The sequence below is a fragment of the Acidobacteriota bacterium genome, from assembly GCA_016712445.1.
Lineage (GTDB): Bacteria > Pseudomonadota > Alphaproteobacteria > Caulobacterales > Hyphomonadaceae > Hyphomonas.
Window position 1 is genome coordinate 770514 of sequence record JADJRB010000001.1, and the last position, 26996, is coordinate 797509.

The following is a 26996-nucleotide window of genomic DNA, read 5'->3' on the forward strand; positions in this document are numbered from 1 at the left end:
CGGCGAAGTCTTCCTGTTCGCCGATTAATACCTGATTAAGACCTGCGCGCGGCCCGGCAAAGATGAAAATGCTTCGCAACTGCGAACTTCGCGCAAGTGTGATGCCGGCGCCGCAAGGGTGGTGACGCCGCTGCTCCAGTCCGGCTAGATAAGCACGGGAGAAAGTGGGGCCAAGATGTCTGATGCAAGCCGGGAAGAAGATGTCCGTTGGGTTCTTCGGGAGCTTGGCGTCGATACAGCAGCGACCCAAGACGAAGATATCCCGGCTTTGTGCCCCGTGCATGACGACTGCTGGGAAAGTGGCGACCCGAACCTGCGGATCAACCTTCGAACACTGAGATACACCTGCGAACAAGGTAATGAAATCGGGGACGTTTGGACACTGCGGCCGACGATAGCTCGAAGAAAAGCGCAGCATGCGCTCGTTCCCTCCGGCCGATCGACCGCCGGAGACGAAAAAGCCGCGACAGAAGATATGGATCGCCCGAGCTACGTACCGGCGGTCAAAGCTCACAATCCCTTGCTCAAGACCGAGCGCAAAGTTCTGCAGTTGAAACCGGAGCAGAAGCTACCCTCACCCGAAGAAGTCCGCGCCGAAAACGAACGCCGCATCGAGGAAGTGCGCGCCGCCCGGGCCGAGCGGCGGCGCGGCGCCGGCGAGAAAGCCATCATAATCTTGCTCGCGCTTGTGTTTGTGGGCGCGGGGCTCATGGCCGCTGGGTTGTCCGGCTTTGCCAACTACAATGCCTTCGCCTCGACCGTGTCCGACCCTGCCCAGGGCCGGGTCTGGGGCGCCGCGGGCATTATCGCTGCCGTCATCTCTTTCGGCGGTTTCACCTTCGTCTACTGGCACGCGGCCAACAAGCGGATGTGGGAAAGCCTTCGCTCGCTGGTCTTCGCGCTGATCGGCGCCGGCGCCTCGATCCTCGGCACAGAAATCTATATCCACTCGAACAATCTCAGCGCCGCGGCCGAAGTGTCGAGCGCGGCCAGCAATCGCGATGTGCTTGAAACCCAGCTTGCCGACTGGCGCCGCCAGCTCGAAGGCATCCCGCCGGAAACCCGCTCGGTCGAGGGCCTAGAGGCCTACATCGCCGAAGTCGAGCGCGTCGGTCGCACGGAACAGAAGCCATACCGAGACGCCCAGAATGAACTCGGCCTCGCGAAACGCCGGGACGAACTGAACGCCAAGATCGAAGCGGCGAATGCCGAATTGCTGGGTCAGGGATCAGGCAACATCCTGCTGCAGGCCGAGCAGCGTGCCTCGCTGCCGAGTTGGCTGTTCGCAGTGCTGCTGGAACTGTTCTCGAGCCAGGCCACATCCATCGGGCTGGTCGCCCTGTTGATCATGGGCCGCCCGCGCCAAGCCAATCAGTCCGCCAGCGGATAGAATTCGCCGTCGCTGCCCCGCACTTCGAACCGGTCGCCGCGCTGCTCGACATCGGCCAGCGCGAGCGATGCCTTCGAGACCCCGCCCGGAATGTCGAACACGTAATGAGGCACGGCCAGGCCGGATATGCTGTCGCGCAACCCCCGCACCAGCGCCTGGCCTTCCTCGACCGGCACGCGGAAGTGCGACGTGCCAGGCGCCGCATCCAGCTGGTGAAGGTAATAGGGTTTGATCCCGGCACTGAGGAAGGTCCGCATCAGGTCCGACAGTGCGCCTAGTGTATCATTGACCCCCCGCAGCAACACGGACTGCGACACGAGCGCGATACCCCGCGATGCCAGCAGGCGGCAGGCGGCGACCGCCTCCGGCGTGAACTCGCTCGCATGGTTTGCATGCACGGCGACAAACACCGCCTTGCCGCCGCTCGCGAGGGCGTCGGCATAGACAGGCGTGATCCGGTCAGGCCGGGTTACCGGCATGCGGCTATGCCAGCGGATGACCTTGACGTGCTCGATCTCCGAAAGCGACCGCGTCAGCTCCCTCGCGCGGGCGGCGGACAACATCATCGGATCGCCGCCCGTCAGGATGACCTCGAAGATCTCCGGGTGCGCAGCGACATAGGCGAGGATATCGGCAAGCTCTGCCTTGGTCAGTGCGTCGCCCTTCTCCGGGCCCACCATTTCGCGCCGGAAGCAGAAGCGGCAGTAGACCGGGCAGGTCGACGCCGCCTTGATCAGCACACGGTCGCGGTAGCGGTGCACGAGACCCGGCAGCGGCGAATGCCGTCCGTCGCCGATCGGGTCGGCGGCCTCGCCCGGCAGGACGCGCAATTCCTCTGCTGACGGAACATACTGCCGGCGAAGCGGATCCGCGTCGCCGGGTCCGATGCGCCGCGCAATCGCTTCCGGCAGCGCGATGGCATAGGCTCGGGCCACGTCTGCCAGCCGTTCGGCCTGCGCCTCGGCGATCAGGCCTGCGGCCTTCAGGTCTGCGACGGTACGGAGTGTGGCGACAGTCATGCCCGCTCCTCTACAGGAGGCGGCGTCCAGAGGACATCCGAAATCTGCGCGGCCCCCGTCGCCAGCATCACCAGCCGGTCGAACCCGAGCGCCACGCCGCTTGCCTCCGGCATAGCGGCCACCGCAGCAATGAACGCCTCGTCGAGCGGATAGCGCTCGCCGTAGACATCCTCTTTCAAGTCCATCTCGTACGCCTGGCGCGCTCGCAGCATGGCCGCGTCGGTCAGTTCGCGATAGCCGTTCGCGAGTTCGACCCCACAGGCATAGAGCTCGAACCGCTCGGCGTAGCGCGGATCGTCCGGGTCCGGACGGGACAGCGCCGCCTCGCTGGCCGGGTATCGGTGGAGGAAGGTCAGCCGCCCCTGCCCGAGCTTCGGCTCGATCCGCGTCACGAGAACAGCGGAATAGACGTCCGTCCAGCTCGCGCCGTCCGGCGTATTCACGCCGGCCGTCCGTGCCTTGGCTGCAAGGCCGGCCGAATCGTCCAGCAAAGGCTCGAGATCGATGCCGGCGTAGCGCACAAAGGCCTCCGCCACCGTCAGGAATTCCGGCGCCGCAAACGGGTCACAGCAGGCGCCTTTCCAGATAAGCGTGCGGGTTCCTGCGGCCTCCGCAGCGAGCTGGCACAGCCGTGCCGCATCCCGCATGACCTCCTCGATGCCTTCGCCTGCCCGGTACCATTCCAGCATCGTGAATTCGGGCGAATGACGCGGCCCGGTCTCGCGGTTCCGGAAAGCACGGGCGAAGTCGAAAATGCGCGTCTCACCGGCGGCGAGCAGCTTCTTCATCGCAAATTCGGGCGAGGTGTGCAGGTAAAGCGGCGTCGCCCCGCCGTTCTCGGCCACAAACCGCGTTTCAAAGGCGTGCAGGTGCGCTTCATTGCCCGGTGAGCGCTGCAGCTGGCCACATTCCGTCTCGGTGAAGCCTTCTGACGCGAACCAGGCGCGCATCGATGCCTTGACCGCACCGCGTGCCTGCAGGAAGGGGCGGCGACGGGCATGGGCAGCGGGCGACCACCAGGGCGGGTTGTCGGGGGTCATCGGGCTCCGGCGGGGCAGGATCAAAGCGGGCCAAAGACCCATCCGGCGCTGGCCAAACGGCGCGGAGGCGGTATATAGCGGCGCTTTCGCCCTCGCAACTCAGGAACGACCCATGGCCGTTGAAATCGCTGCGGATATCCGCAAAGGCAACATCATCGAACACACCGACGGCCAGCTTTACGTTGTGCTCAAGGCCGAATCCTTCCGTCCCGGCAAAGGTACGCCGACCACGACGATCGACATGCGCCGCATCTCGGACGGCATCAAGATCTCGAATACTTACAAGACGTCCGACAAGGTCGAGAAGGCCTATGTCGAGGAAGTCGACCACACCTACCTGTACATGGAAGGCGAGAACTACGTCTTCATGAACTCAGGCAACTATGAGCAGGTGGTCGTGCCGGCAGCCATGGTCGGCGACGGCGCCCAGTACCTTCAGGAAAACATGACGGTCATCCTGCAGATGTTCAACGGCGAGGCCGTCTCGGTCACCCTGCCCGCCCGCATCACCGCGGAAATCGTGGAAACCGAACCGGTGGTCAAAGGACAGACGGCGTCGGGTTCCTACAAGCCCGCCAAGCTCGACAACGGCGCCCGCATCATGGTGCCGGCCCACGTCGGTGTGGGCACCCGCGTTGTGGTGAACACCGAGGATGGCAGCTACATGGAACGCGCCAAGGACTGAGCAACCGCTGCAGTTGCACGGGAACCAACGCCGCCGGCCGCGCATAGATAGCGTGGAAACCAACGTGTTTCCGATCCAATACGAACAGACTTGGGCCAGCGTCTGCCCGGCGCTGGCCAACTTTCCGCCGTCTGCTGCCCAACTACGTATTCTTAACCACGCAGGCGCAATGATTTACTCTAAGGAAGCGCGCCGGCCCCCGCCTCAATCTTCGACGCGCATCCCGAACCAGGCCAGACGGATGTCCGATCACGAGCCAGACGCCAATCGCCGAACGCCGCGCCAGCGCGCGCTGAAGGGCGCACGGATCATCTGCGCGGGCGACAAGACCTATGACGTCACCATCCGCGATATTTCCGAAGGTGGCGTCCGGTTGAAGCTTGGCTCACCCTTTGTGGTCCCGGAGAGCTTCGTCCTTGTCATTCTCAATCCGAACACTGGCAAGTCTGAAAAGCGCACCTGTGAGACCCGGTGGCAACGGGGCGACCAGGTTGGCGCACAATTCGTCGCTCCCGGCCCCGAAAAGCCATCCGCGCCGATCACCCCTGTAAACCTGCGCCGCACGGCCGGTCCAGGCTGAACCGCTCCCACGGCCATCCGCAATTGATCCCACCTCCCGTTAAGCTCTAAATGGCGCGCCACCGAACATGGCCTGCCGCCGAAATCGCCAGAAGAGGCACGCTTGCAGATATTCCTCGTAGAAGACGACGCAGACCTGATCGAAACCATCCAGCTTGGCTGGCCGGATCACCAAGACCATATCGAAGCTTTCAAGGATTTCGCCAGTTTCAAGCCCGTGCTGTTTTCGGGCGGGCTGTCTGCGGCAGACTGCGTGATCCTCGACATGAAACTGCCTGACGCGTCGGGCACGCAGATCATCGCCGAGATCCGCCGCCTCAGCGACATCCCGATCATCGTATTGTCCGGCTGGGGCGAAACCGAATTTCGCGCCGACCTGATCAATCGCGGCATCGACGACTATGTTCTCAAGCCGCTCAGTCTCAAGGAACTGCACGCCCGCGTCGCGCGGCTAGTGCGCCGCACGGCAGCTCCGGCCGCGGAGGACCTCGCGCCGACGCATATCAGCTCCATCACCTTCGACAAGTCGCGCCGCATGCTGCGCCTCGGCGCCGGCCAGATTGACCTGACCCACGCCGAATTCCTGTTGCTGGGCGCGCTCGTTGACGCTGGCGGCTGCGTGGTCGCACGCGAGGAGCTATACCTGAAAGCGTTCGGCCGATCTTACCGTGAAGGCGAGAAAGTGCTCGAGACCTATATCAGCCGCCTGCGGAGCAAGCTGGCTCAGCTGGAAGCATCGGCCGGCGACACGGTCCAGACCGCACGCGGCGCCGGCTACCGCCTCATCGCTCAGGCGCCGCCGCTCTGAACCGCGCGCTGGCGGGAAGCGGCCTGACGGTCAAGCATCGCGCGCAGCCGTACGGCGAGCTCGGCCTTCCGGTAGGGCTTCGGCAGGAGCTCAATATCGGTCGCAAGGCGCCCGTCGCGCGCCACGAGTTCGCGCGGATACCCTGAAGAATACAGCATCTCGATGTCGGGCCACAGGCGCCGCGCCACCTTCAGAAGCTCGCGCACGTCCGCCGTCCCGGGCATGATGAGGTCTGAAAAGATCAGGTCGAACGCGGTCCCTTCGCTCACGCGTTCAATCGCAGCGTCCGCGCTCTCGCACGCGGTCACGCGGTAGCCGAGCGAAACGAGCACACGCTCGACATGCTCGCGCACACCTGGCTCATCTTCAACGAGCAGGATATGCTCGCCGCGCCCCATGGGCGCATCGACCGGCGGCGGCGGCGCAGGCAACTGCACCTTGGCTGTCTCCGGGAACAACAATGTCACCTGCGTACCGCGGCCCGGCTGGGAAGCAATCTGCAAGGTGCCGCCGGATTGCTCCATGAAGCCGAAAGCCATGCTGAGGCCGAGCCCAAGCCCCTTGCCCACCTGTTTCGTCGTGAAGAACGGATCGAGGCAGCGGCGCAGCGTCTCGTCATCCATGCCGTCGCCCGTGTCCGATATTGTCAGCGCCGCCTGCGCCCGCCCGCCGGTCCGGTCGACATGCGTGTGGAACGTCAACACACCGCCGTCGCGCATGGCGTCGCGCGCATTCACGGCGAGATTTAGCAGGACCAGTTCAAGCTGGGCCGGGTCGCTCTCGATCCGGGCTCCACCTGATTCAAGTTTCATCTCGATACGGATGTTCGACCGGAAGGTTCGCCGGAACAGTTCCGCGCTGCGCGTGACCTGATCATCCAGTTCGAGTACGACCGGCTTCAGCGGGATACGCCGCGCAAAGGCAAGCAGCCGGCCGGTCAGGTCCCTGCCCCGTTCGGCGGCGGCGAAGACGAGCTCCAGCAGGCGCCGCTCGCGGGGATCTTCCACGCGCTCCAGCAAGGTCTCGGCATTTCCGGTAATCACCATCAGGAGATTGTTGAAATCATGCGCGACGCCGCCGGTGATCTGGCCGAGCGCTTCCAGCTTCTCGGCCTGCACCAGGCGGGCCTCCGCCAGCTTCTGGTTGGTCATGTCAACCATGCTGCCCACGATCCGTTCGGCCATACCGCTGGCGTCCCGCGAGATGAAGCCCCGATCAAACACATAGCGCACATTGCCGTCATCCCGCAGGAACCGGTACTCATCCGTCCAGGCGTCTGCGGCCGAGGCGGCCGCGCCATAGAATCCTTCGATCACACGGGCCCGGTCATCCGGATGCAGACGGTTCAGCCAGGACGAGGGAGCATCCGTCAGCGGCGCCTGCGCGTTGCCCGCCAGCTTTCGGAAGTTGTCGTTCCAGGTGATCTGCGACTTGCGCAAGTCATAGTCCCAGACAACGTCATGGGTGGAGCGGGCGAGCAACTGGAATCGCTCTTCATTGGCGCGCGCCAACGCTTCGGCCGCGTCCCGCTCGGACATGTCGCGCACCACAGCCACCCAGTGGGTGACCTTGCCGGTGAGGCCCTTCACCGGCACCAGGTCGATTTCTGCCGGAACGATCCGCCCGTCGCGTGCAAACAGACGGATGTCCGAGCGCAGCGAAACCGGGTTCGCGATCGCCGTCACCAGCACATCCAGCGGCACCCCGGGCGCCGCTTCCAGCATCACGGTCGATATCGGCTGGCCGAGCACATCCTCGAGCGCCATGCCGGTGATCCGCAGGAAGGATGGGTTGACGTACACGATCGGCGCGTCGGCGCCGGCGGTCCCGGACGCGGCCTCGAATATCAGCACGACATCGTTCAGCCGGCTGATCGACTGGTCGAGCAGGTGCAGCCGGTTGTCGCGTTCGACCTGGCGTGTGACGTCCTGGACAACGCCCGTCAACACACGCCCATCCGGCGCGTCCGTGATCTCTCCGATCCCGCGCACGTGGATCACCTTCCCATCGGGCCGTACCGCGCGGTGGGCAAATTCGAACACAAGCTCCCCGGACCGCGCGAAGGCCCGGTAATTCTCGGTCATCGCTTCGCGGTCGTCAGGATGGACCAGCGCCGCGTAGGCATCGAACGAGCCGCCGAAGTCGGCTTCCGCGACGCCGTACATGTCGAGCACTTCAGGCGACCAGACCAGACGTCCGGTCTCGAGACCGAACTTCCAGGCGCCCATGCGGATCAGCCGCTGCGCGGTGCGCAGGTTGGCATTCTGCTCGGCAAGGCGCGCCATGGCCGACCGCAGGTCCATGGTGGTGCGAAGGTAAGGCAGGTCGTGTCTGGGAAATGCGCGGCGGGCCTGTTCGATGATCTCGAAACTGGTGCCCCGGGCCGCCGCCCCGGCGATGATCGTCGTCACATCCTCGAGCGTGCACATGACATAGCTGATCGTGCCATCGGCGGCCTTCACAGGCGTATTGACGGCGATCCACAGCCGGTGTCCCGCATCATTCGCGTCACCGCTGCGCACCGGCACCGGATAATAGAGCACGCCCGGCTGGTCCGGCTCGCCCGTGTCGATCACCTGCTGGAGCGAGGCGCGCAGTTGCAGCAACGAAACAGCCTGCGGCGTCTCGCCGGAATCCGGCAGAGCCTCGAACAAGGGCCGGCCAAGGAAAGCGGCTTTTTCAACCCGCGCGGCGTCGAGCAGGGCGTCGCTCACCGCCAGCACGGTCCAGTCGCCCGGCGACAGGACCAGCATGTTGCCGGGCACCGCACTGAAGAGGCGTTCGAACTGCGCGGCGGCGGCCTCCGCGACACTTCGCAGGCTCGCCTCCCGGGCCAGCAGCGTCTCGCGGGCCTGCTCGGCCTGAACCGCCAGCGTGATGTCGCGCACCGACACAAGACGCGCGCGCCGGCCTTGCCAGTCCACTGAGCGTGCCACGACATGCACGAACAGCAGCTCGCCGGATTTCTTCAGGTGCCTGCAGACGCGCGGCGCATTTCGCCCTGCCCGCGCCTCGGCGATGTCTTCCAGCAGTTGGGGCACATCTTCCGCCGGGCGTATCTCGCGCACGTCCATCGCAAGGAATTCTGCGCGGCTATAGCCATACACGGCGATCGCCGCTTCGTTCACGTCAAGGAATTGCAGCGTGTCGAAGTCATAGACCCACATCGGGTCCGGATGGCGCTCGTAATAGGTTTCTCGTTCGTGCATGTGCGCTGCGCTGCTGCGCCCGCTCGGGCGGCCTTGGTGGAGAGCCTAGCATGGCCGGCCCGGGCTGCCATCAGGCCTCAGGCGGCCGGGGCGGCCCGCTCATAGGTTTCAGGCCCGATCGCGCCGCGCACCGCGTCGAGCGCCGCTGCCACCTCCGCGATATCGAGCCCGAGCAACACAGCAGTCTCGGAAGCGGAGAAGCCCGCCCCCAGGTGCAGCGCCGCGATCTCACGGATGTCCAGCGACAGGTCGAGCAAGGGCGACAGCGCCTGTTCGAGGTCCACGCCGCGCCGCGCGCGCGCGCCCGAAGTACGCAGGAGCCGCCGAACTGCCGCGATCATGTACGCGCAGGCCTGCTCTGCATCGTCGGCATCCGGGTCGGTCGACAGGTAGAGGATCAGGGCGTCTTCGACGATCTCGTCGGCTTCAACGCGGTTGCCGATCACAAGGCAGGTGAAGGCGCGCACCTTGCGCAAGGCTTTTTCCACGGCCACCACGGTCATGTATTCGAGCGGGGACGCGTCACCTGACTGGCTGAAAGCGAGTTTCAAGCGATCGTCCTCGTTCTGATTGTTCACCCGCGACACCTGTGCACCAAGGAAGCTAGGGAGACGTTTCCCAAGGGTCTAAAAGCTTCAAACCGCGCACCGCGCAGCCGTCACGATTGCCCAGGCACGAGGTTTTCAGAGTCGCACGCCGCATTCAAGGCGAAAGCTGCAACAACAGGCATGGCGCACCCGAAGAGATTCGAACTCCTGACCCCCAGATTCGTAGTCTGGTGCTCTATCCAGCTGAGCTACGGGTGCATTGCCACTGCAAGGAGGGGACACATACAGGCGAGCCCCCGGCCTTGCAAGCCACAAAAACCTATGGATTCAGCCCGGCGTTTCGTCTGCGCCGGCAGGCGATTCCGGCGGGGTCTCGCCGGGATCAGTGCCTGAAACTTCAGGCATTTCGGCCGGCCGGGGCGCTTCAGACGCCCCCGACGGCGGGGCAAGGCCCGTCTCTCGGCTGATCCATCCGGCATAGGCCGACACGCGCGCGTAAACGCCCGGATTTTCCGGCCGCGCGCAGCCGAGCCCCCAGCTCACCACGCCCACCTGCACCGGGCCGTTCGCGGTGCGCAGCACCAGCGGGCCACCGCTGTCGCCTTGGCAGGCATCCGTGCCGCCATCGCCGGCGCAGAGTTGCGTCGCTGCATCCACCGTGACCCCGCGGAACGTCTCTCCAAGCCCCTCGCGTTCCAGGCCCGCCCGGATGCGCTGCGCACACTCCTGCATCTCGACCGGCGGCACATAGCCTTCCTGCAGGATCAGCGAGCCCGCCGCGACCTGCCGGCCGGACCGGGTGGTGCCCCCTTCCCCCTGCGCGCCCTCGCCCTTGCGGCCATACCCGGCCGCCAGCAAGTCGGCGTAGGGTTCGAACAGGCGCCCCGCAGCGTCGCCGCGCATATCGAGCGGCATCGCCGGCGCCGTGGAGGGCCGGGCGAGTTTCAGCAGGGCGAGATCATTGCCTCGCTCCGGCGCGCCCGCCTTGTAGCCGGGATGGATCACGACGCGGCTGACAGGCAGTACACTACCCGGCGGGATCGTGCGCAGGTCGCCAAGCCCGATCGCCACCGCGACGGCGCCCTGCCGCGTCCAGCGCCCGTCGGCGGCGCGCGCATACTGGGCGGCGCGTCCGTCGGCGTCCACCTGCATGTCCTCGGCGCAGTGCGCAGCCGTCAGCACCCAGTCCGGCGTCACCAGCGTGCCGCCGCATTCATGGTAGACGGTGCGGCCGGAGACCGTCTGGATCGACACCATGCCGGGCCAGTCCGCCACATCCGCGTCGCGGCCTGCGACCATGCACCCGGCCAGTATCGCAGCGCCCGCAGCTCCCAGCGCAAAATATCTCAGCACACGGATCATGCCGCCCCCTCCTGCCGCTCGGCCTCGAACACGCCGCGCGCAATGCTGCGCGCCAGTGTGCCGGCGGCCAGCTCACCAAGCCGCGCAACCTGAAGCGCACGCGGCGTATCGAGTGCGCGCCGCGCGGTCGACATCACGAAGACCACGTCGCCATCCGTCGGCGCGAAAACCGGGCGGATCGCCCGCGCCATGCCGGCCAGCGCCATCTGGGCGACACGTTCGCACTCGTCGCGCGTCAGCTCGGCGTCGGTGGCGATACAGGCAATCGTGGTATTCTCCCTCGGCGAAGGATTGGACTTGGCGGCGCCCCAATCCTCGGCGTCGAAGGCGGCCGACGTGTCCGGTCGCGCCCCGCCGAACTCACCTGCAATCTCGTAGGGCCAGGCCCAGAAAGCCTCGCTGCCCGGCATCCGCACCGAACCGAAAGAATTGACGGCGGCAAGCGCGCCCACCGTGAACCCATCCGAGGTCACGATGCTGGCCGACCCCGTTCCGCCGGGCGCAAGGCCAGCGCGCGCGCCCGTGCCTGCGCCGGCACGTCCCAGCCGAAAGGTATCGGAGGTCGCATTGAACGCCCTTCGCCCCAGCGCCGCATAAGGCGACGTCTCGCCCCATTCCTTGTTGCCGCCATTGGCAAGGTCGTACAGGATCGCGGCCGGCACGATCGGCGTCGCCGGCACGCCGGGCCGCGGCACCAGCGCGAACCCGCGCCCTTCTGCCTTCAGCCCCGCCATCACGCCGTCAGCCGCCGCGAGCCCGAAAGCACTGCCCCCGGCCAGGCAGATCGCGTCCGCCGCCCCGACGAGCCGCCCGCCCCCCAGCAGGTCGGTTTCGCGCGTTCCCGGCCCGCCGCCGGCCACCGCCACAGCGCACACGCTCATCCGGTCCGGCAGGATGACGGTCACGCCGCTGCGCACGCCGGCATCCTCGGCCTGGCCGACCCGAATGCCCGGAACATCTGTTATGAGGTTGCGCGACCCCGGCTTTGCCATGTTAAGAGCCTTGTAATCTGATTTGTCAGCTCCGGTCTTAAGGGCCTGCGAGCGCCGCGCCAAGCAAAGGGTTTTCTCATGCGCCTCATCCCCGGCATTGCACTCGCGCTTGTGATCACCGCCTGCGCCAAGCCCGCCGCCGCGCCGCCGGCTGCAACCACCGAAGCACAGACCGACGTCGTCGAAGGGCTGGGCGACCTCTCATGGACCAAGGGCGGCATGGTTGCTGCCGCCAACCCCTATGCCGTGGAAGCCGGCCTGGAAATCCTGCGCGACGGCGGCAACGCCATCGACGCCGCCATCGCCGTGCATGCCGTGCTCGGGCTGGTCGAGCCGGAAAGCTCCGGCCTCGGCGGCGGCGGCTTCCTCGTCTATTACGACCGCGCGAAGGACACTGTCACCGTCTTCGACGGGCGCGAAACCGCTCCGGCGGCCGCCGACGAGAACCTGTTCATCAAGGACGGCAAGGTGATGGACTTCGTCACCGCCTGGCAATCCGGCCGATCGGTGGGCGTGCCCGGCCAGATCGCGCTTTACAAGGCCGCCCACGAAGCTGCCGGCCGCGCCGACTGGGCGACGCTGTTCCAGCCTGCGATCGACCTCGCCGAAGATGGCTTCGTCGTCTCGCCGAAACTTGCCGAAGCCCTCGCCGAGCCGCGCCTGCGCGGCGCCATCCGGCTCGACGACAACCCGGTCACCGCGGCCTATTTCTATCCGGACGGCGAACCCCTGCCGGCCGGCTTCGTGCGCAACAATCCGGCCTATGCCGCCACCCTCGCCGCCATCGCCGAGGAAGGCCCGTCGGCCTTCTATTCGGGAAGCATTGCTGCCGACATCATCACCGCCGTGACCGAAGGTCCGGACGGCGGCGCCATGACGCTGCAGGACCTGCAGGACTACAAGGTCGCCGTGCGCGACGCCGTCTGCGGCGAGCTGCAGTCGGGCTACAAGATCTGCTCCGCCCCGCCGCCCAGCTCCGGCGGCATCGCCCAGAACCTCATCATGGGCCTCTATGAATACCTCGCCCCCAAGGGCACCGGTGTTGATGAGAGCCAGTATCTGAAAGCCTTCGTCGACGCCCAGCGCCTGGGCTATGCCGACCGCGACCACTATGTCGCCGATGCCGACCACGTGCCGGTGCCGACCGCCGAACTGATCGATCCCGCCTACATCAAGGCGCGCGCGAAGGACGTGTTCACGCCGGACGCCAAGGCGACACCGGGCGACCCGGGAGTGGTGCTGGGCAAGGAACCGCTGCGCCCGATGTGGGGCGAAGACCCGACCGAGCCGGGCGCCGGCACGACCCACATCTCGATCATAGACCTTGAAGGTAACGCCGTCTCGATGACCGCCACGGTCGAGGCCGCCTTCGGCTCTTCCCGCATGGCCGGCGGCTTCCTCCTCAACAACCAGCTGACCGATTTCTCGCGCGAGCCGACCAAGGGCGGCAAACCGGTCGCCAACGCGCCGGGCTCCGGCAAGCGGCCGCGCTCGTCGATGTCACCCACCCTCGTCTTCGACAAGGGCGGCGACCTGTTCATGGTCACCGGCTCGCCGGGCGGCAACTCGATCATCGCCTATGTCGCCAAGACGCTCGTCGGCGTGCTCTACTGGGGCAAGACCGCCCAGGAAGCTGCGGCCCTGCCGAACATCATCGCGCGCGGCGACACGGTCGCTGTCGAGGTCGATGTGGCCGGCGGCCCGCAGTCGGCCGAAGCGCTGCGCGAGATGGGCTACAAGGTGGAAGAACGCACCGGCGAGAATTCCGGCCTTCACCTGATCGTCGTGCGTGACCGCGGCCTCGAAGGCGGCGCCGATCCGCGCCGCGAAGGTGTGGCCACACCGATCCGTTGAGCCGCGCCTATGGCCAAGCTCTACTTTTCCTATGCGGCGATGAACGCCGGCAAGTCGACGATCCTGCTGCAGGCCGCGTACAACTACCGTGAACGCGGCATGGACGTGCTGCTGCTCACGTCGGCGCTGTACCGCGACGCCGAGGACGGCCATATCAGCTCGCGTATCGGCATCTCGGCCGAAGCGACGCTCTATACGCAGGACACGGATCTCTTTGCGTTGATCGAGACCCACAAGGCGAATGGCCGGCTCGACGCCGTCTTCGTCGACGAGGCGCAGTTCCTGACCAAGGACCAGGCCTGGCAACTCGCCCGAGTTGCCGACCATCTCGGGCTGCCCGTGCTCGCTTACGGGCTGCGCACGGATTTCCGCGGTGAACTGTTCGAAGGCTCCGCCGCCCTGCTCGCCATCGCCGACAACCTGCGCGAAGTGCGCACCATCTGCGAGTGCGGCCGCAAGGCGACGATGGTGGTTCGTCTGGGCCCGGACGGAAAGGCGCTCACCGAAGGCGACCAGATCTCGATCGCCAAGACTACTTATGTCTCGCTCTGCCGGCGCCACTGGGAAGAGAGCATGGGCCGCTTTCCGCCCCGCTGAGCCCGGCGCGGTTATCCAACTGGCACAAAATTCGCAGCTTCTCCTTGATGCGCGCACAATCTGGCCACTGAGTTTCGCGACTTTGGAGGCCTGAGGCCGCTAGAGGAGGCTGGAAATGACCGAGGAACCCGTCCGCACACGTATGCCGGTGATCGCGCTGGTCGCAGCGCTCGGGCTCATCGCCATCGCCCTGGGCGCGCTCGCCGTCCCGCCCGCCCGGGCCCAGGCTGCGCCGGAACAAGTCGACTATGCCGGCTTCCTTGAACTTTCAGGCGAGATTTCCGCCTACCGCCAGTCCCGCCTCGTCGACCTTGAGACCTTCAACGCCATGAAGGCTGATCCCAACACCATCCTGCTCGACGCGCGCAGCCTCGGCGCCTTTTCCCTCGGCCATATCGACGGCGCCGTAAACCTCAATTTCTCGGACTTTTCGGCTGGCATGCTGGCCGAAGTGATCGGCTCCAAGGACCGCCGGATCCTGATCTACTGCAACAACAACTTCACCGACAACGTTGCACCGGTGATGCTGAAATCGGCCCCGCTGGCCCTCAACGTGCCGACCTTCATCAACCTCTACGGCTATGGCTACGAGAACATCTACGAGCTCGACGGCGCCTACAGCATCGAGGACGCCGACATCGACTGGGTCCGGCCTCAGACCTATCAGCAAAACTAAAGCTATCATCTGACGCATTGCTTTTGGCAGGCCGCTCGCTCAATTGGGGGCTGCGATCCCTCAGGAGGGCTGAAATGAGCGCTGATGCCACGGCCAGCCAGCCGGCTGCAGCCAAAGTGAACCCCAACGGGCCGACCGAGGAAACCGTCCTCGCCGTCGAGCATTACACTGACCGGCTGTTCCGCTTCCGCCTCACCCGCCCGGCTCATTTTCGCTTCCGCTCGGGTGAATTCGTGATGATCGGGCTCTACAAGGAAGACGGCAAACCTCTGCTGCGCGCCTATTCGGTCGCCTCTCCCTCCTGGGACGAGGAACTCGAATTCTACTCGATCAAGGTGCCCGACGGTCCGCTCACCTCCCGCCTCCAGTCGATCAAGCCCGGCGACAAGGTTCTGCTCGGCCGCAAGCCGACCGGTACGCTGGTGCTCGACGCGCTGACGCCCGGCAAGCGCCTCTACATGTTCTCCACTGGCACCGGCTTTGCCCCCTTCGCCAGCCTCGTACGCGACCCCGAGACCTATGAGCGCTACGAACAGGTGATCGTCACCCATACCTGCCGCGACGTGGCCGAGCTCACCTATTCCCGCAACCTGATCGACAGCCTGAAGGACGATCCGCTGGTCGGTGAACTCGTCGGCGGCAAGCTGGCGCTCTACACGAGCACCACGCGCGAGCCCTATCCGAACATGGGCCGTATCACTTACCTGATCGAGAGCGGAAAACTGTTCGCCGACCTGGGCGTGCCGCCGCTCGATCCGTCCACGGACCGTGCGATGATGTGCGGCTCGATGGAAATGATCCAGGACACCAAGGCGCTGATGCTGAAAGCCGGCCTGACCGAGGGTTCGAATGCCTCGCCGGCCGAATTCGTTATCGAGAAAGCCTTCGCCGGCTAGTTTTTCGCCGTCAGGAACGGGCCGGTGTTGAGCACGATCCGGCACTCCATGAGGCCCGGCCCCTTGGCGCAATAGTCGACTCCGAACAGGTTGGCGCGCACTTTGGTCGTCGCCCGGAACGTCGTATCGCCGTCGCTCCAGACACTTCCCGCCGCTTCCCCCATCACGCTCAGCGCCTCATTGAAGCGCTGCGCCGGGGCGCCCGTGCAGGTGAACTGGAGAAGCTGCGTATCCCCGTCATCGACCAGCGCCATCGCATCCTTGGTGATCGCCTGCGAAAGGCAGTCGGCATAAAGCACAGCGCGCGCCGGTGCGGGCGCCGACGGCACTGCCGCGAAATCCGGCGCGGGCGGCGGAGGCGGAGGTGAAGACGGAGACACACTCGCGCACGCCGAGACCGCAAGCACCAGCCCCAGCACACCCGCTCGCCACATGATCTTCTCCGTTTGCCGCTTCAGCCCACCCTTAGCTTCGCCGGCGCGGCTGGCAAGCTCACACGCGCCGGTGCGGATCGGAATGGTCCCATTCAGCCAGCAGCATCCGCAGCGCCGAGATGAACGCGATCGGCTGGTCCAGCATGACATGGTGGCGCGCATGCGGGATCGATACGAACGGCACCTGATGGCCCAGCAGGCTGCGCATGTGGTCGCGCACGATGTCCGGCATCAGCGCGCTTTCCTCGCCCCGGATGATCGCCACCCGGCACTTCGCCGCCTTCAGCAGCTCCCCGCCATCGCGGCCCGGCTCGAACCGCGTCCAGATCGTCGGATCGAACTTCCAGGTCCAGCCACCCTCTGCCCGCTTCAGGCTCCAGCGCGCGATATAGTCCATCGCAAAATGGTTTTCGCAGAGCTGCGGCGGCGCCAGCCGAAACCGCGCCAGTGCCGTGGCAAGGTCCTGATAGATCCGGTGCGGACGCCCGGCGCGCGACGGCCCCTGGTGCGGCCGCTCGGGCGGGTTCACCGGGCTGTCGACGATCACCATGCCTTCGAACCGTTCGCCATGCTCTGCGCCGGTCACCAGTGTCACGAACCCGCCGAAGGAATGCGCCACGATCACCGGCTTGCGTGGCCCCTCGAACAAGCCGGCATCCTCCGCCACCGCCACCTGCTCGGCCGAAAAGGTCGCCATGTCATAGTTCTCGCGCCACGCGCTTTCGCCCATGCCGGAGAAGGTCAGCGCCGCCACGTTGTAGTGCTCGGCAAAATAGGGCGCGATGAAATCCCACCAGTGCGCGTGCGCACCATTTCCGTGTACGAACAAAAGCCCCGGCGCACCGCGCTTGCCCCAGCGCTGGTAGCTGACCTCGGCCCCCAGCACCTCGATCCGGTGTGTTTCGTAGGGTGTCGCCACCGCATCCGGAAACCAGTCAGGCGCCGGCGGCAGCGCGCCGCGATAGTCAGCAAGCGGCCCGCCCTCGGACGGCATCTCCGCCGGCTGGTCGCGGACGATCGGATCATTGTCGCGGCTCATGGGCCCTCCCCGGCTTTTGCACACTGTGCGCCGGAGTGGCCGCGCCGATCAACCCCGCCCTTGCGTCAGCGGGGCCAGGCCCGGTGCTACTTGTACTTCACCGAACAGCCATAGGGTTTCGACACCGGCGTCGCGACCGGCCTGCCGGCCTCGATGTCCGCCAGTGCAGCGGTTACGTAGTTGGTCGCGGTCGCAATATCGGAAACCTTGGCGGTTGCCTTCGAATCGATCGCGCCGTCATAGGCCAGCGCGCCGTCGGCCGAGATGACGAACATGTGCGGCGTTGTCTTCGCGCCGTAGAGCTTGCCGATCGTCCCGTCCGGATCGAGCACCACGTGCGCCGGCGCCGCGCCGCGTTCGGCCGTCAGCGCATCGGCGCGCGCACCGTCAGCAAAGCCTTGCTTGCCCGGCGCCGACGAGATCACCGAAATCCAGACCACATCGTCCGCTGCTGCCGACTTCTGCAAGGTCTGCATGTTCGACGGCGGCGAGGTGTAGTGCTTCTGCACGAACGGACAGCCATCATTGGTCCATTCGAGCACGACCGTCTTGCCCGCAAAGTCCGACAGCGAGATCGTCTCACCGGCCGAGGTGACGCCGCTGAAGTCCGGCGCGGCCAGGCCGGTCGCCGGCGCTGCTTCGGCGGTCGACGCGATCAGCGCCCCGGCCGTCAGCGCCACGGCGGCGGCCATGCCGGCGGCAAGTGAAAGATGGCGGCGGGTGATCTGCATCGTCGTCTCCTTCCGGAATGATTGTCTGCCAGGCATTCAGCCTAGCTGCCCTCGACAAGTCCAATAACAAGTTCTTGAGACAGCAATTCCGGCAGGACCTCCGGCTCGCTGCTACCGGCGGGATACCAGAGGTACATCGGCACGCCGGCCCGTCCGCGCCGCTTCAGTTCCTCTGCAATCACCGGATCCTTCTGCGTGAAGTCCGCCACCAGGAAGGCCACATCCGCCTGCGCGAACGCCGCCTTCACCTTCTTCGTCGACAGCGTCGTCAGCTTGTTCACCTGGCAGCTCGCGCACCAGCTCGCCGTGAAATCGACGAATACCGGCCGGCCCGCCGCTAGTTCCGCCGACACCGCCTCAGGGCTCCACGCGCCTTCGGCATAGGCCGGCAGCGTCGGCACGGTTGCCGCCGCCCCGGCCGGCACGTTCGCCTGCACCGCCGGCAGCAAGAAGCCCGCCGCCAGCGCCGCCAGCGCGAGCCCTTTGCGCACATTGCCGCCGCCGCGCGACACCCAGACCGCGAAGGCCAGCGCCGTCGCCCCGGCGAGCGTCCAGCCGACCGCCGCAGCGCCGGCAAGGCCCGCCAGCACCGACAGAAGCCAGGCGGCCGTCAGGAACATCGGGAACGCGAACGCCTGTTTCAGGGTGTCCATCCACTTGCCGGGCTTCGGCAGCAACTTGTGCAGGCCCGGCAGGAAACTCAGGATCAGGAACGGCAACGCCATGCCGAAGCCCATGGCTGCGAACACGATCACCACCGCCGCGGCCGGCTGGCTCATCACCGCGCCGAGCGCCGCGCCGAGGAACGGGCCGACACACGGCGCCCCCACCACGGCCGCCAGCACGCCGGTAAAGAAGGCGCCCAGCGCCCCGCCCCGGCTCGCAAGCCCCGAGCCGGTATTGGTGATCGACGTGCCAAGTTCGAAAAAGCCCATCAGCCAAAGGCCGACACCGAACATGATCAGTGCAAGGACGGCCACCGTCGGCGCATGCTGCATCTGGAACCCGAGCGTCGCAAATCCGGTCGCCTGCCGCACTGCCAGGATCACCGCCGCCAGCGCGAGGAAGGATACCATCACCCCCGCCGTGTACCACACGCCGTGAGACTTGATCTCGCCGGCATGCCCGGTCGCCGCGGCCGACACCATCCCCACCGCCTTCATCGACAGGACCGGCAGCACGCAGGGCATCAGGTTGAGGATCACGCCGCCGAGAAACGCGAGGCCCGCGAGCCCCAGCAAGGCGCGCATGTCCACCGGCGCGGCGCTCGCCGCAGCCGTTTCGATGACGGCGGCGTCAGACGTGCCCGGCAGCACATCGCCGCGCACCGCGCGGATTTCATAGCCCACCGGCTCGGCGCCCGGCGCCTCCACCCGGATGATCCCTTCCAGCGTCTCGCCGACCTTGCCCGCCCGGTCCGGCGTCAGCGACACGCTCACACCGCCCGGCCCCGCCCGCTGGGGCTGCTCTGCCGGATGACTGATCTCATGCCCGTTCGGGAAGAAGCGCACGCGCGTTCCTTCGGCGAACGCGTCCTCCGGCGCGAGGCTGAGTGTCCACGGCGCGGCCGCGTCCGAAATACGCGCCTCGCCCGCGAAGGGTCCCGGCACCCTGGCAATCCAGCGGCCGATCAGCTCGCCCGATACCTGGTTCTCGACCGGTGCCCCGACACCGAGCACCAGCGATACATCGGCGGTTTCCGGAATGCAGACCGACTCGCAGATCAGGTAGTCGGCAACCCCTTCAAGACGCAGCTCCCCGCTCGCATCCTCCGGCACCTTCAGGGGCATGACGAACACGGCTTCGTCGTCATAGCCGTAGTCCATGATCTCGCCTTCGACGACCGGCAGCAGCTTCGGCAGCGGCCACATGAACTCGCCCAGCGCGCCGTCCGGCAGGCCCGTATCGTCGTTGAGGATCAGCTGGGGCGGCAGGCCGGCATCGCCCGCATTCTTCCAGTAGATGTGCCAGCCCGGTTGCATCGTCATGTGCAGCGCCACGTGGATCGTCTCGCCCGGCGCAACGCTGGCGCGGTCGGAAATCAGCTCGGCCTCCGCCTTGCGGCCCGGCCCTTCCTGCGCCGAGGCGCCCGGCGACAGGAGGCTCAGCCCGAGAAAGGCCGCGGCCACGGCGTGGTAAACGCGCATCATCAATCGCAACCCCTGCAAATCCTTTGCCCGGCCAGCATATGCGCTGCCCGCACCGGGGCGCAAACCCCACTCGCCTCATCGTGATGCCGCACCTGACCGCGAAAAGAAAACGGCCCTCCCGCGGGAGAGCCGTTTCAATTGCGGGAAATCCGCGTTTACCTTGGGTTTCCCCGTCAGGCGGCGGCCTGGCCCGGGGGCGGCGTGCGCACGGCGCGCTGGATCACTTTCGACCAGTTGAGCAGCGACACGAGGTGGGCGTAGCAGGCGCCGAGCGCGCCATTGTTGCGCAGCTCGAGATATTTCTCGGGCGGCAGCGCGTTCAGGCGCTCCTCGGAGATCGCCCAGTAGTCGGCAACCTTCTGCTGCGGGCCAACTTCGCGGCCCTGGGCATCGCGCGGCTGGAATGCCACGGTTTTCTGCTCGAACAGGTCCATCGCCGAGATCATCTTGACGAAATCGACCGTCGCGCGGCGCTGGCGCTCGAACTCCTTGCAGAATTCGATGGCGTCCTGCGTGAACTTGCTCGGCTGGCCGTTCTCGAAGAAGGCCACGTCCGGCTGGTTCGACACCATCGGCGCCGCGCGGTCGACGCAAAGCAACAGCCGGTCGGAGCCCTCGTCTGCGGCAAACACGAACGGATAACGGCGCACGAAGGCCGGGATGTAGTAATCTTCGATCACGAAACCATTGGTGTCGACGAACAGGTTCTGGCCCTGGCGCACACCCATGACCGAAACCGGCGTGCGGTCATCGCCCACGAAGATGATCGGATACGAAGCCGCAGCCACGCCGAATTCGGTCACAGTCACCGGCACGGCATGCGCTTCGCGCAGGAACGCGAACGGCTGGGCCACCTGCTTCACGCCAAGGCCGCCATGGTTCTCGGCCGACAGGGGCTGCGGTTGCTTGTAGAACAGGACTTGTCCGGTGATGGGCGGCGAACCGCCAGCTGCAGTCGTGGTCACGGGCTCTGAACTCCTCAGGATTTGGCGCGAGTGCTACCGGAAATATACTCTGGCCACAACACCCGAACCGGGCTCAATTACAGTGCCTTTGCCGTGAAAAAATCGTCATGCTCCCAACCCCTCCCACCGGCCGCCGCGCCCTGACTGCCAGTCTGGCCGGCGCTGTCGCGGCCATGCTGCTTTCGGCGTGTTCCGGCGACGCGGATCCGCAGGGCACGCCGCGCCGGATTGCGCGCGAGGTCGAGCGCACGCTGAACACGGTTGCGCAGAACGAACTCGTGCGCGACCCGGAGCTTGCCACCGAGCTTGGCCTGAACCCGGAGGTGGTCGGTTTTCCCTTTGCCGGCTTCCTGACCGACCGCTCGCAGGCGGCCTTCGAGCGCGCGCGCCTTCAGCGGCTTGAAACCCTCGACGTGTTGGTGCGCACTGCCCGCCCTGCCCCCGGCAGCGCGCTCGCTCGCAACCTTGACGCCGTCATCGCCGCCTATGAAGCGGCCGAAGCAGTGCTCGTCGCCGGCCATGGCAAGGGCGACCTGTCGTCCTTCTCCCCCTATGTCGCCGACCACATGAGCGGCGCCTATCTCGACGTGCCGGAACTGCTGGTGCGCCGCCAGCCGCTCGAAACACCTGCCGACGCCCAGGATTTCCTCGCGCGCGTCTCGCAATTGCCGGGCGCGATCGACGACGATCGCCGCCGCCTCGAGGCCGATGCCCGGGCCGGCGTGGTGCCGCCAGTAGCGGTGCTCGCGCGCATGCAGGCGCTCGCCGAGGCCGGCGCCCGGGTGAACGCCGCCGTTCCGGCCCTCACGCCCTTGCCCGCGCCGCTCACCGTGCCTGCGCCCACGCCCGGCGCCGTCCCGGCCGAAGTTCCCGAAACCCCCGCGATCGTTGAAATCTTCGACAATCTGCAGAACGGCGTCGAAGGCCTGACGCCGGACGCGCGCGCGGCCAATTCCAAGCGGCTGCGCGACCTGCTCACCGGCGACGTTGCGCCCGCCTACCAGCGGTTCGCCGACACAGTGGCCGCGCTGGCCGAAATTGCACCGGCCGAACCGGGCATCTGGCAAGTCGCAGGCGGCGACGCCTATTACCGCGCCGTCCTGGCGGCCTATACCGGCACCGAAGAAACGCCCGCTGAACTGCATCGGCGCGGCATGGCGGATGTCACCCGGCTGACCTCAGAGCTCGACAGCGCCCTCGGCGGTGTCGGCCTCACTGAAGGCACAGTCTCTGAACGCCTAACCTTGCTCGCCGCGCAGCCGGGCCAGCTTTACGAAGCCTCGGACCTCGGACGCGCCGCCCTGATCGAGCGGCTGAGCGCGCTGACCACCCGCGCGCAGGGCGTGGTCGATGCCCAGATCGGCGCAAGTCCTGCATCGAACGTGACGGTCAGCATGATTCCCGCCGCGTTCGCCGCCTCCGCGCCGTCCGCCGCTTACACGCCGCGCACCGCCGACGGCCGCAACCCCGCCCGCTTCGAAATCAACCTCAGCCGGATGAGCGATTGGCCGGACTACAGCCTGCCGACCCTCGTCTTCCACGAGACCCTGCCCGGCCATCATCTCGAGAGCGCGCTGACTGCCGAGAAGGCCAACCTGCCGCTCGCCCGCCAGCTGATCTGGAACGCCGGCTACGGTGAAGGCTGGGCATCTTACGCTGAAACACTCGCCGACGAAGGTGGTCTTTATACGGACGATCCGTTGGGGCGCATCGGCTACCTGCAATCGATGCTTCTCCGCGCCGCGCGCCTCGTTGCCGACACCGGCATCCACCAGCAGAAATGGTCGCGCGACCGCGCCATCGACTACATCATCTCGGTAACCGGCCTCGGCGTCGAGGCGGCCGCCGACGAGGTCGACCGCTACAGCGTCTGGCCCGGACAGGCCGCCGCTTACTGGATCGGCCGCCAGCGGCTGCTCGACCTGCGCGAAAGGGCCCAGCGCGTGCTGGGCCCCCGCTTCGATGCCAGGCAATTCCACGCGGCCATTCTCGACGGCGGCCCCCGTCCGCTCGACATGGTCGAGGCGGACGTCACCCACTGGTACACCGCCGCTTCGCGCTAGGCGCCTGCCTCCTCAGGCGGCGAGGCGGATCACATCGCCGGACCGCACCAGCGGCCGGAAGCCCGCCTCGAGGTCTGCGACCATCTGCTTGCGCACCGAGGGATCGAATTCGAGCGACACGAACACGGCGGTGGCGCCGTAGCGCTCGGCCTCGGAATAGGCCCAGATCGGCTGGATGTCATGCGGCTTGCCGGTCAGTTCCAGCACCCGGAAGAGGCGCCATCCGCAGGCTTCCGGGATCGCGAAGATCACCACCCCCGGCGCCCGCGCCCAGGCCGCATCCGCGGCTGCCCGCTGGAAAGACCACGCCTTGCCCGATTGACCGCGAAAGCTCACTGCGCTACCCATGTTCATGCTCCGTTCCTTGTGGAATGTTCCTACTCTGTTCCAATTTGGTTCGCAAGAAGTTTTTGGTAAACAAAGGGTTAATTTGACAGGATCATCCGTTAACGGACGATAGTGAACTTCCGGCTGTCGAAAACGCGAAGCACCTGCTTCAGTTCCCGTCCGCGCCGCAGCACCTGGCCGCCGAGCCCATACACCGCATACTGGCCTTGACGGTTTGCCAGCGCGGGTTCCTTCTCGATGCGCCAGGTGGGGCTTTCGGCATGCCGCCGGAAGATCGCGAACGTCGCCACGTCGCGACCGAAGCCGATCGAGTAGTCGCGCGCCTCGCCGGCAATCACGAGCCGGCCATAGACATCGAGTATGGGCTGGAGTTCGCTCTTCTGGAAAGCGACCACGGGATCGGCAGCGGGCTTGCGCGAAAACTGTTCCGTCATCACGGACAGTTCCGCATAGCTTTGCGCCTGCGTCCAGCCCCCGAAACAACTAACTGCGAATTAATCCGCATTTCCCGAAAACGCCGCTTTTCGGACTTGCCGCCGCCGCAGGCGCTCGCCATCTTTGAATTGTCGGGCGGAGGTCATTTACAAGTGCTCCAGACCCATCAGCCCCCCCAGCCCCCTGGGGCGCTTGGTCAGCTTCCGTCCGACACCTCCCCCACATCCGCGAAGAAGGCCCGCGCACTCAGCGTTTTCCGAAGCGCTCCAGCACCGGCCTGACGAGCTTGCCCGCCCGCTGTCCAATCCCGGACACATTGGCGAGCCTGCGCTGGATGAACCCGTCCAGATCTTCCGGCGCCGGATTATCCGCCCAGTACAGCACGATCGCCGGCAGCACCGCCGCCAGCAGGCCGCGCTTCGAGTAGCGGTTATAGTCTTCCGAGGCATCGCCCGCCGCGGTCCACACCATGTCGGCGACCTTCCACGTCCGCTGCACGGCGGGGCCCGCGCTCCACGGTAGAAAGCCCCGGCTTGCCGCCCGCCGGACCGCCTCGCGATTCGGCGCCAGCGCCTCGAGCCAGGCCAGCACGCCCGCCTTCACCTTGTCCGGAACCCGCATCCCCGACATGTCCAGCCCGGCCAGCGAAGCACGTGCCGCCGCCTCGGCCTCATCGAAAAACGCATCGATCAGGTTCACCACGCCCTGCGGCGCGGCGAGCGCCTGTTCACCTTCACTGAGCCCGGCGCGGCCCGCTGCCAGCCGGGCGGCCGCCTCGGTCCACCCGTCAAACGCCACGTCCGGCAGCAATTCGGCGAGCCACCGGCGGCGAAGGGTTTCGGAAGGTGGCTCAGTCATCGTAAATTCCGGTGCGGCGAGGGCTTGGCGAAGGCTTGTCCCCCGTGATATAGGCCGCGCTTTCCGGGCTGTCAGGCCCATTCTGCCCCATTTTCCGGGCCGCTGCCCGAACCGAACCCGATGGAGAAGTCCCATAGTACAGATCGTCGTCCGCGATAACAACGTTGAGCAAGCCCTGCGCGCGCTGAAGAAGAAGATGCAGCGCGAAGGCCTGTTCCGGGAAATGAAAGCGCGTCAGGCGTTTGAGAAACCGTCCGAGAAGAAAGCCCGCCAGCGCGCCGAAGCCGTGCGCCGCGCCCGCAAGCTGGCCCGCAAACGCGCCCAGCGCGAAGGCATCGTGTAGACCCGGCGATCCGCCGATCGACTGAACAAAAACCCCGTCAGCCCCGCTGGCGGGGTTTTTCGTTGTGCCGCAATCCGGTTATCTGGCGGCGCCTCAAAGGGAGTCCCGGATGCTGCTCCGAAACCTCATCGCCCTCGCCAGCTTCACTGCGCTGTCCGGCATGTCGCCGCGCGCCGACGCCGTCCAGTGGCACATCACACCGGTCGTGGAATCGGGCGCGGTCACCCGCCTCGACATGTCGCTCAGCTTTCCCGGCGACGCCGACGGCGTGACCGAAGTTCAGCTGCCGGATGAGTGGGGCGGCGAACGCGAGCTCTACCGCGGCCTGTGGGACATCCGGGCCACCGGCGGCGAAGTCGATGCGGCGAGCCCGCCGGGCAAGCTCGTCCTGCGTCATGCGCCCGGCGCGCACCTGCGTCTCGACTGGAAAGTCGGATCGGGTCCCGATGCACCAGACGCCAAACTCGGCGGCAACGACTACCGCCCGCGCTTCGCGCCGGACCATTTCTATTTCATCGGCTTCACCGTCCTGCCCCAGCCGGACTCGCTCTCTGAGACGACCGCCGCCCGCGTCACGCTCGATCGGCCGGACGGCCTCACCCTTGTCTCCGATCTCGACCATGCCGGCCCCTCCGGCCGCACGACCTTCGGCAACCTCTCCCAGAGCGCCGTCTTCGGCGGCAACCTCCGCCTGATCGAATCGGGCAAGGCCCGCCTCGCGCTCGTCGGCACGTTCGACACGCTGGACGATGCCTTCTGGCAGCAGACCTTCACCGCCATCGCCTCCGCCGAGCGCCGCTACTGGTCGTCCGGCGACGAACCCTTCCTTGTCACCGTCATCGCCGAGCCGGCTGAACCCGAGTCCTACTCCATCGGCGGCACCGGCCTCGGCGACGCCTTCTCCCTGTTCTCCGGCGCCAACATGCAGGCGGAGGATGCCGCCCCGCTGATCGCACACGAAATGATGCACACTTGGATTCCCCACCGCATCGGCCGGATGCCGGAGGAGGACGAAGCGCGCCATTACTGGCTGTCGGAAGGCTTCACCGACTGGGCCACCTTCCGAGTCCTCGTGCGCGAAGGCCTCTGGTCACCCGCAGACTTCGCCAAGGCGTTCAATCAGGCCGCCAAAGCCTTCGACATTTCACCGGTGCGCACGGCCACAGCCAGCGACATTGCGGACGGCTTCTGGTCGAGCCAGGAGATGAGCCGCCTGCCCTACCAGAAGGGCATGCTGATCGCGGCGTGGCTCGACGCAGGCATCCGTGGCCGCACGAAAGGCAAGTCCGACCTGGACGACGTGCTGCTGCGCATGCAGCGCGCCGCCAGCCGCGACACCGATGCCTATGCCTACGACCTGCTCGTTCGCGAAGTGAAGAAAGTGGCCGGATGGGATGTCGCCGCGGAGCTGGACGCCATGGCGATGCAGGGCGCGCCGGTGACGCTCGCCGAAGACACGTTCGCACCGTGCGGCAAGGTCACGGTGACCGCCGGACCGATCTGGGAACGCGGGTTCGATTTCTCGGCAACTGCCGCGGCCGGCTGGAAGATCCAGGGCGTGGAGGAGTCCAGCCGCGCCTATGAAGCGGGCCTGCGCAACGACATGGAACTGCGCTCATGGTCGGAAGACTCGCGCGACCGCACGCCGGAGAAAGAAGCGACCGCGCTCGTCACAGAAGGCGACGGTGTGCGCGCCATCACCTGGCTGCCGGCCAGCCGCGAAGATTTTCCGGTGCGCAGCCTGCTGCTTGCGGATGTCGCGAACGACGCGGCCTGCGCGCGTCGCCTCTCAGGCGAATAAGCCGGCCGGATCGTTGGCCGCGCACCCTTTGGCGGCTTCAAGCCTGCATTAACCCTCGATTTTGGGAATCGTTGGAACTGCGCTGCGCTTTGGCCGTTGGCCAAACAGACGCTTACAGAAAAGACAGGTTCCAGCATGTCTCGTTCAGCCTTCTTCGAATACCGCGCCTGACCC

General features: G+C 66.4%; 25 protein-coding genes and 1 tRNA gene. 11 read left to right on the forward strand and 15 right to left on the reverse strand.

Going from position 1 to position 26996, the window contains the following annotated elements:
- Positions 1-520 precede the first annotated feature (520 nt).
- A complete protein-coding gene (locus IPK75_03890) occupies positions 521-1390 on the forward strand; it encodes a hypothetical protein (protein ID MBK8197489.1) in 870 nt (289 codons plus the stop codon).
- Here the strand turns inward: IPK75_03890 and IPK75_03895 are convergent.
- The gene (locus tag IPK75_03895; protein ID MBK8197490.1) at positions 1372-2409 is read right to left on the reverse strand and encodes a lysine-2,3-aminomutase-like protein; all 1038 of its coding nucleotides are present in this window, start codon (positions 2407-2409) and stop codon (positions 1372-1374) included. The genes IPK75_03890 and IPK75_03895 overlap by 19 nt on opposite strands.
- Complete coding sequence (gene genX, locus IPK75_03900) at positions 2406-3449, reverse strand: EF-P lysine aminoacylase GenX (GenBank protein ID MBK8197491.1); 1044 nt, start codon at positions 3447-3449, stop codon at positions 2406-2408. The genes IPK75_03895 and genX overlap by 4 nt, the downstream gene beginning before the upstream one ends.
- A 112-nt stretch (positions 3450-3561) precedes the next feature.
- Here genX and efp point away from each other — a divergent pair, with 112 nt between their 5' ends.
- The 3 genes from efp to IPK75_03915 all read left to right on the forward strand — a co-directional run bounded on the left by efp (position 3562) and on the right by IPK75_03915 (position 5521).
- A complete protein-coding gene (efp, locus tag IPK75_03905; protein MBK8197492.1) occupies positions 3562-4134 on the forward strand; it encodes an elongation factor P in 573 nt (190 codons plus the stop codon).
- Positions 4135-4186: 52 nt separating this feature from the next.
- On the forward strand, positions 4187-4714 hold the full coding sequence (locus IPK75_03910; protein ID MBK8197493.1) for a PilZ domain-containing protein: 528 nt from the start codon (positions 4187-4189) through the stop codon (positions 4712-4714).
- Between the two features lie 102 nt (positions 4715-4816).
- Entirely contained in the window at positions 4817-5521 is a 705-nt protein-coding gene (locus tag IPK75_03915) for a response regulator transcription factor (GenBank protein MBK8197494.1), read from the forward strand.
- On the opposite strand, the gene IPK75_03920 is transcribed toward IPK75_03915, so the two are convergent.
- From IPK75_03920 to IPK75_03940, 5 genes are all read right to left on the reverse strand, one after another.
- Positions 5503-8730: a PAS domain-containing protein gene (locus tag IPK75_03920; GenBank protein ID MBK8197495.1), complete on the reverse strand. Its 3228-nt coding sequence runs from the start codon at positions 8728-8730 to the stop codon at positions 5503-5505. The two genes, IPK75_03915 and IPK75_03920, sit on opposite strands and share 19 nt — an antisense overlap.
- A gap of 77 nt (positions 8731-8807) precedes the next feature.
- Positions 8808-9281, reverse strand: coding sequence for a hypothetical protein (locus IPK75_03925; protein MBK8197496.1), 474 nt, complete (start codon positions 9279-9281; stop codon positions 8808-8810).
- Between the two features lie 178 nt (positions 9282-9459).
- A tRNA-Arg gene (locus IPK75_03930) sits at positions 9460-9536 on the reverse strand.
- A gap of 69 nt (positions 9537-9605) precedes the next feature.
- Positions 9606-10640 (reverse strand): serine protease, encoded by a 1035-nt coding sequence (locus IPK75_03935; protein ID MBK8197497.1) that lies wholly within the window; start codon positions 10638-10640, stop codon positions 9606-9608.
- Positions 10637-11632: a P1 family peptidase gene (locus tag IPK75_03940; protein ID MBK8197498.1), complete on the reverse strand. Its 996-nt coding sequence runs from the start codon at positions 11630-11632 to the stop codon at positions 10637-10639. The genes IPK75_03935 and IPK75_03940 overlap by 4 nt, the downstream gene beginning before the upstream one ends.
- 78 nt (positions 11633-11710) lie before the next feature.
- Between IPK75_03940 and ggt the strand changes: the two genes are divergently transcribed.
- The 4 genes from ggt (at position 11711) to IPK75_03960 (ending at position 15655) form a co-directional block, all read left to right on the forward strand.
- Positions 11711-13486 (forward strand): gamma-glutamyltransferase, encoded by a 1776-nt coding sequence (gene ggt / locus IPK75_03945; GenBank protein MBK8197499.1) that lies wholly within the window; start codon positions 11711-11713, stop codon positions 13484-13486.
- Positions 13487-13495: 9 nt separating this feature from the next.
- Positions 13496-14083, forward strand: a complete 588-nt coding sequence (locus IPK75_03950; GenBank protein MBK8197500.1) for a thymidine kinase — start codon at positions 13496-13498, stop codon at positions 14081-14083.
- Between the two features lie 115 nt (positions 14084-14198).
- Positions 14199-14759, forward strand: coding sequence for a rhodanese-like domain-containing protein (locus IPK75_03955; protein MBK8197501.1), 561 nt, complete (start codon positions 14199-14201; stop codon positions 14757-14759).
- 74 nt (positions 14760-14833) lie between these two features.
- Positions 14834-15655 carry a ferredoxin--NADP reductase gene (locus IPK75_03960; GenBank protein ID MBK8197502.1) on the forward strand — a complete coding sequence of 274 codons (822 nt, stop codon included), beginning with the start codon at positions 14834-14836 and terminating at the stop codon, positions 15653-15655.
- Here IPK75_03960 and IPK75_03965 read toward each other — a convergent pair.
- The 5 genes from IPK75_03965 to IPK75_03985 form a co-directional block, all read right to left on the reverse strand.
- The gene (locus IPK75_03965) at positions 15652-16089 is read right to left on the reverse strand and encodes a hypothetical protein (protein MBK8197503.1); all 438 of its coding nucleotides are present in this window, start codon (positions 16087-16089) and stop codon (positions 15652-15654) included. The two genes, IPK75_03960 and IPK75_03965, sit on opposite strands and share 4 nt — an antisense overlap.
- 58 nt (positions 16090-16147) lie before the next feature.
- A complete protein-coding gene (locus tag IPK75_03970) occupies positions 16148-17128 on the reverse strand; it encodes an alpha/beta hydrolase (GenBank protein ID MBK8197504.1) in 981 nt (326 codons plus the stop codon).
- Positions 17129-17214: 86 nt separating this feature from the next.
- Positions 17215-17859, reverse strand: coding sequence for a redoxin domain-containing protein (locus tag IPK75_03975; protein MBK8197505.1), 645 nt, complete (start codon positions 17857-17859; stop codon positions 17215-17217).
- A gap of 41 nt (positions 17860-17900) precedes the next feature.
- Complete coding sequence (locus tag IPK75_03980) at positions 17901-20009, reverse strand: thioredoxin family protein (protein ID MBK8197506.1); 2109 nt, start codon at positions 20007-20009, stop codon at positions 17901-17903.
- Positions 20010-20182: 173 nt separating this feature from the next.
- Positions 20183-20974 carry a SapC family protein gene (locus IPK75_03985; protein ID MBK8197507.1) on the reverse strand — a complete coding sequence of 264 codons (792 nt, stop codon included), beginning with the start codon at positions 20972-20974 and terminating at the stop codon, positions 20183-20185.
- A 107-nt stretch (positions 20975-21081) separates the two neighbouring features.
- Between IPK75_03985 and IPK75_03990 the strand changes: the two genes are divergently transcribed.
- A complete protein-coding gene (locus tag IPK75_03990; GenBank protein MBK8197508.1) occupies positions 21082-23037 on the forward strand; it encodes a DUF885 domain-containing protein in 1956 nt (651 codons plus the stop codon).
- 12 nt (positions 23038-23049) lie between these two features.
- Here the strand turns inward: IPK75_03990 and IPK75_03995 are convergent, their stop codons facing one another.
- From IPK75_03995 to IPK75_04005, 3 genes are all read right to left on the reverse strand, one after another.
- A complete protein-coding gene (locus IPK75_03995; protein MBK8197509.1) occupies positions 23050-23385 on the reverse strand; it encodes a hypothetical protein in 336 nt (111 codons plus the stop codon).
- Between the two features lie 98 nt (positions 23386-23483).
- A complete protein-coding gene (locus tag IPK75_04000; GenBank protein ID MBK8197510.1) occupies positions 23484-23819 on the reverse strand; it encodes a DUF2794 domain-containing protein in 336 nt (111 codons plus the stop codon).
- A gap of 247 nt (positions 23820-24066) precedes the next feature.
- On the reverse strand, positions 24067-24678 hold the full coding sequence (locus IPK75_04005; protein MBK8197511.1) for a COQ9 family protein: 612 nt from the start codon (positions 24676-24678) through the stop codon (positions 24067-24069).
- 133 nt (positions 24679-24811) lie between these two features.
- Between IPK75_04005 and IPK75_04010 the strand changes: the two genes are divergently transcribed.
- Together IPK75_04010 and IPK75_04015 are read left to right on the forward strand one after the other, a co-directional pair.
- Positions 24812-25021: a 30S ribosomal protein S21 gene (locus IPK75_04010; GenBank protein MBK8197512.1), complete on the forward strand. Its 210-nt coding sequence runs from the start codon at positions 24812-24814 to the stop codon at positions 25019-25021.
- A gap of 109 nt (positions 25022-25130) precedes the next feature.
- Entirely contained in the window at positions 25131-26822 is a 1692-nt protein-coding gene (locus IPK75_04015; GenBank protein MBK8197513.1) for a hypothetical protein, read from the forward strand.
- The last annotated feature ends 174 nt before the right edge of the window (positions 26823-26996 follow it).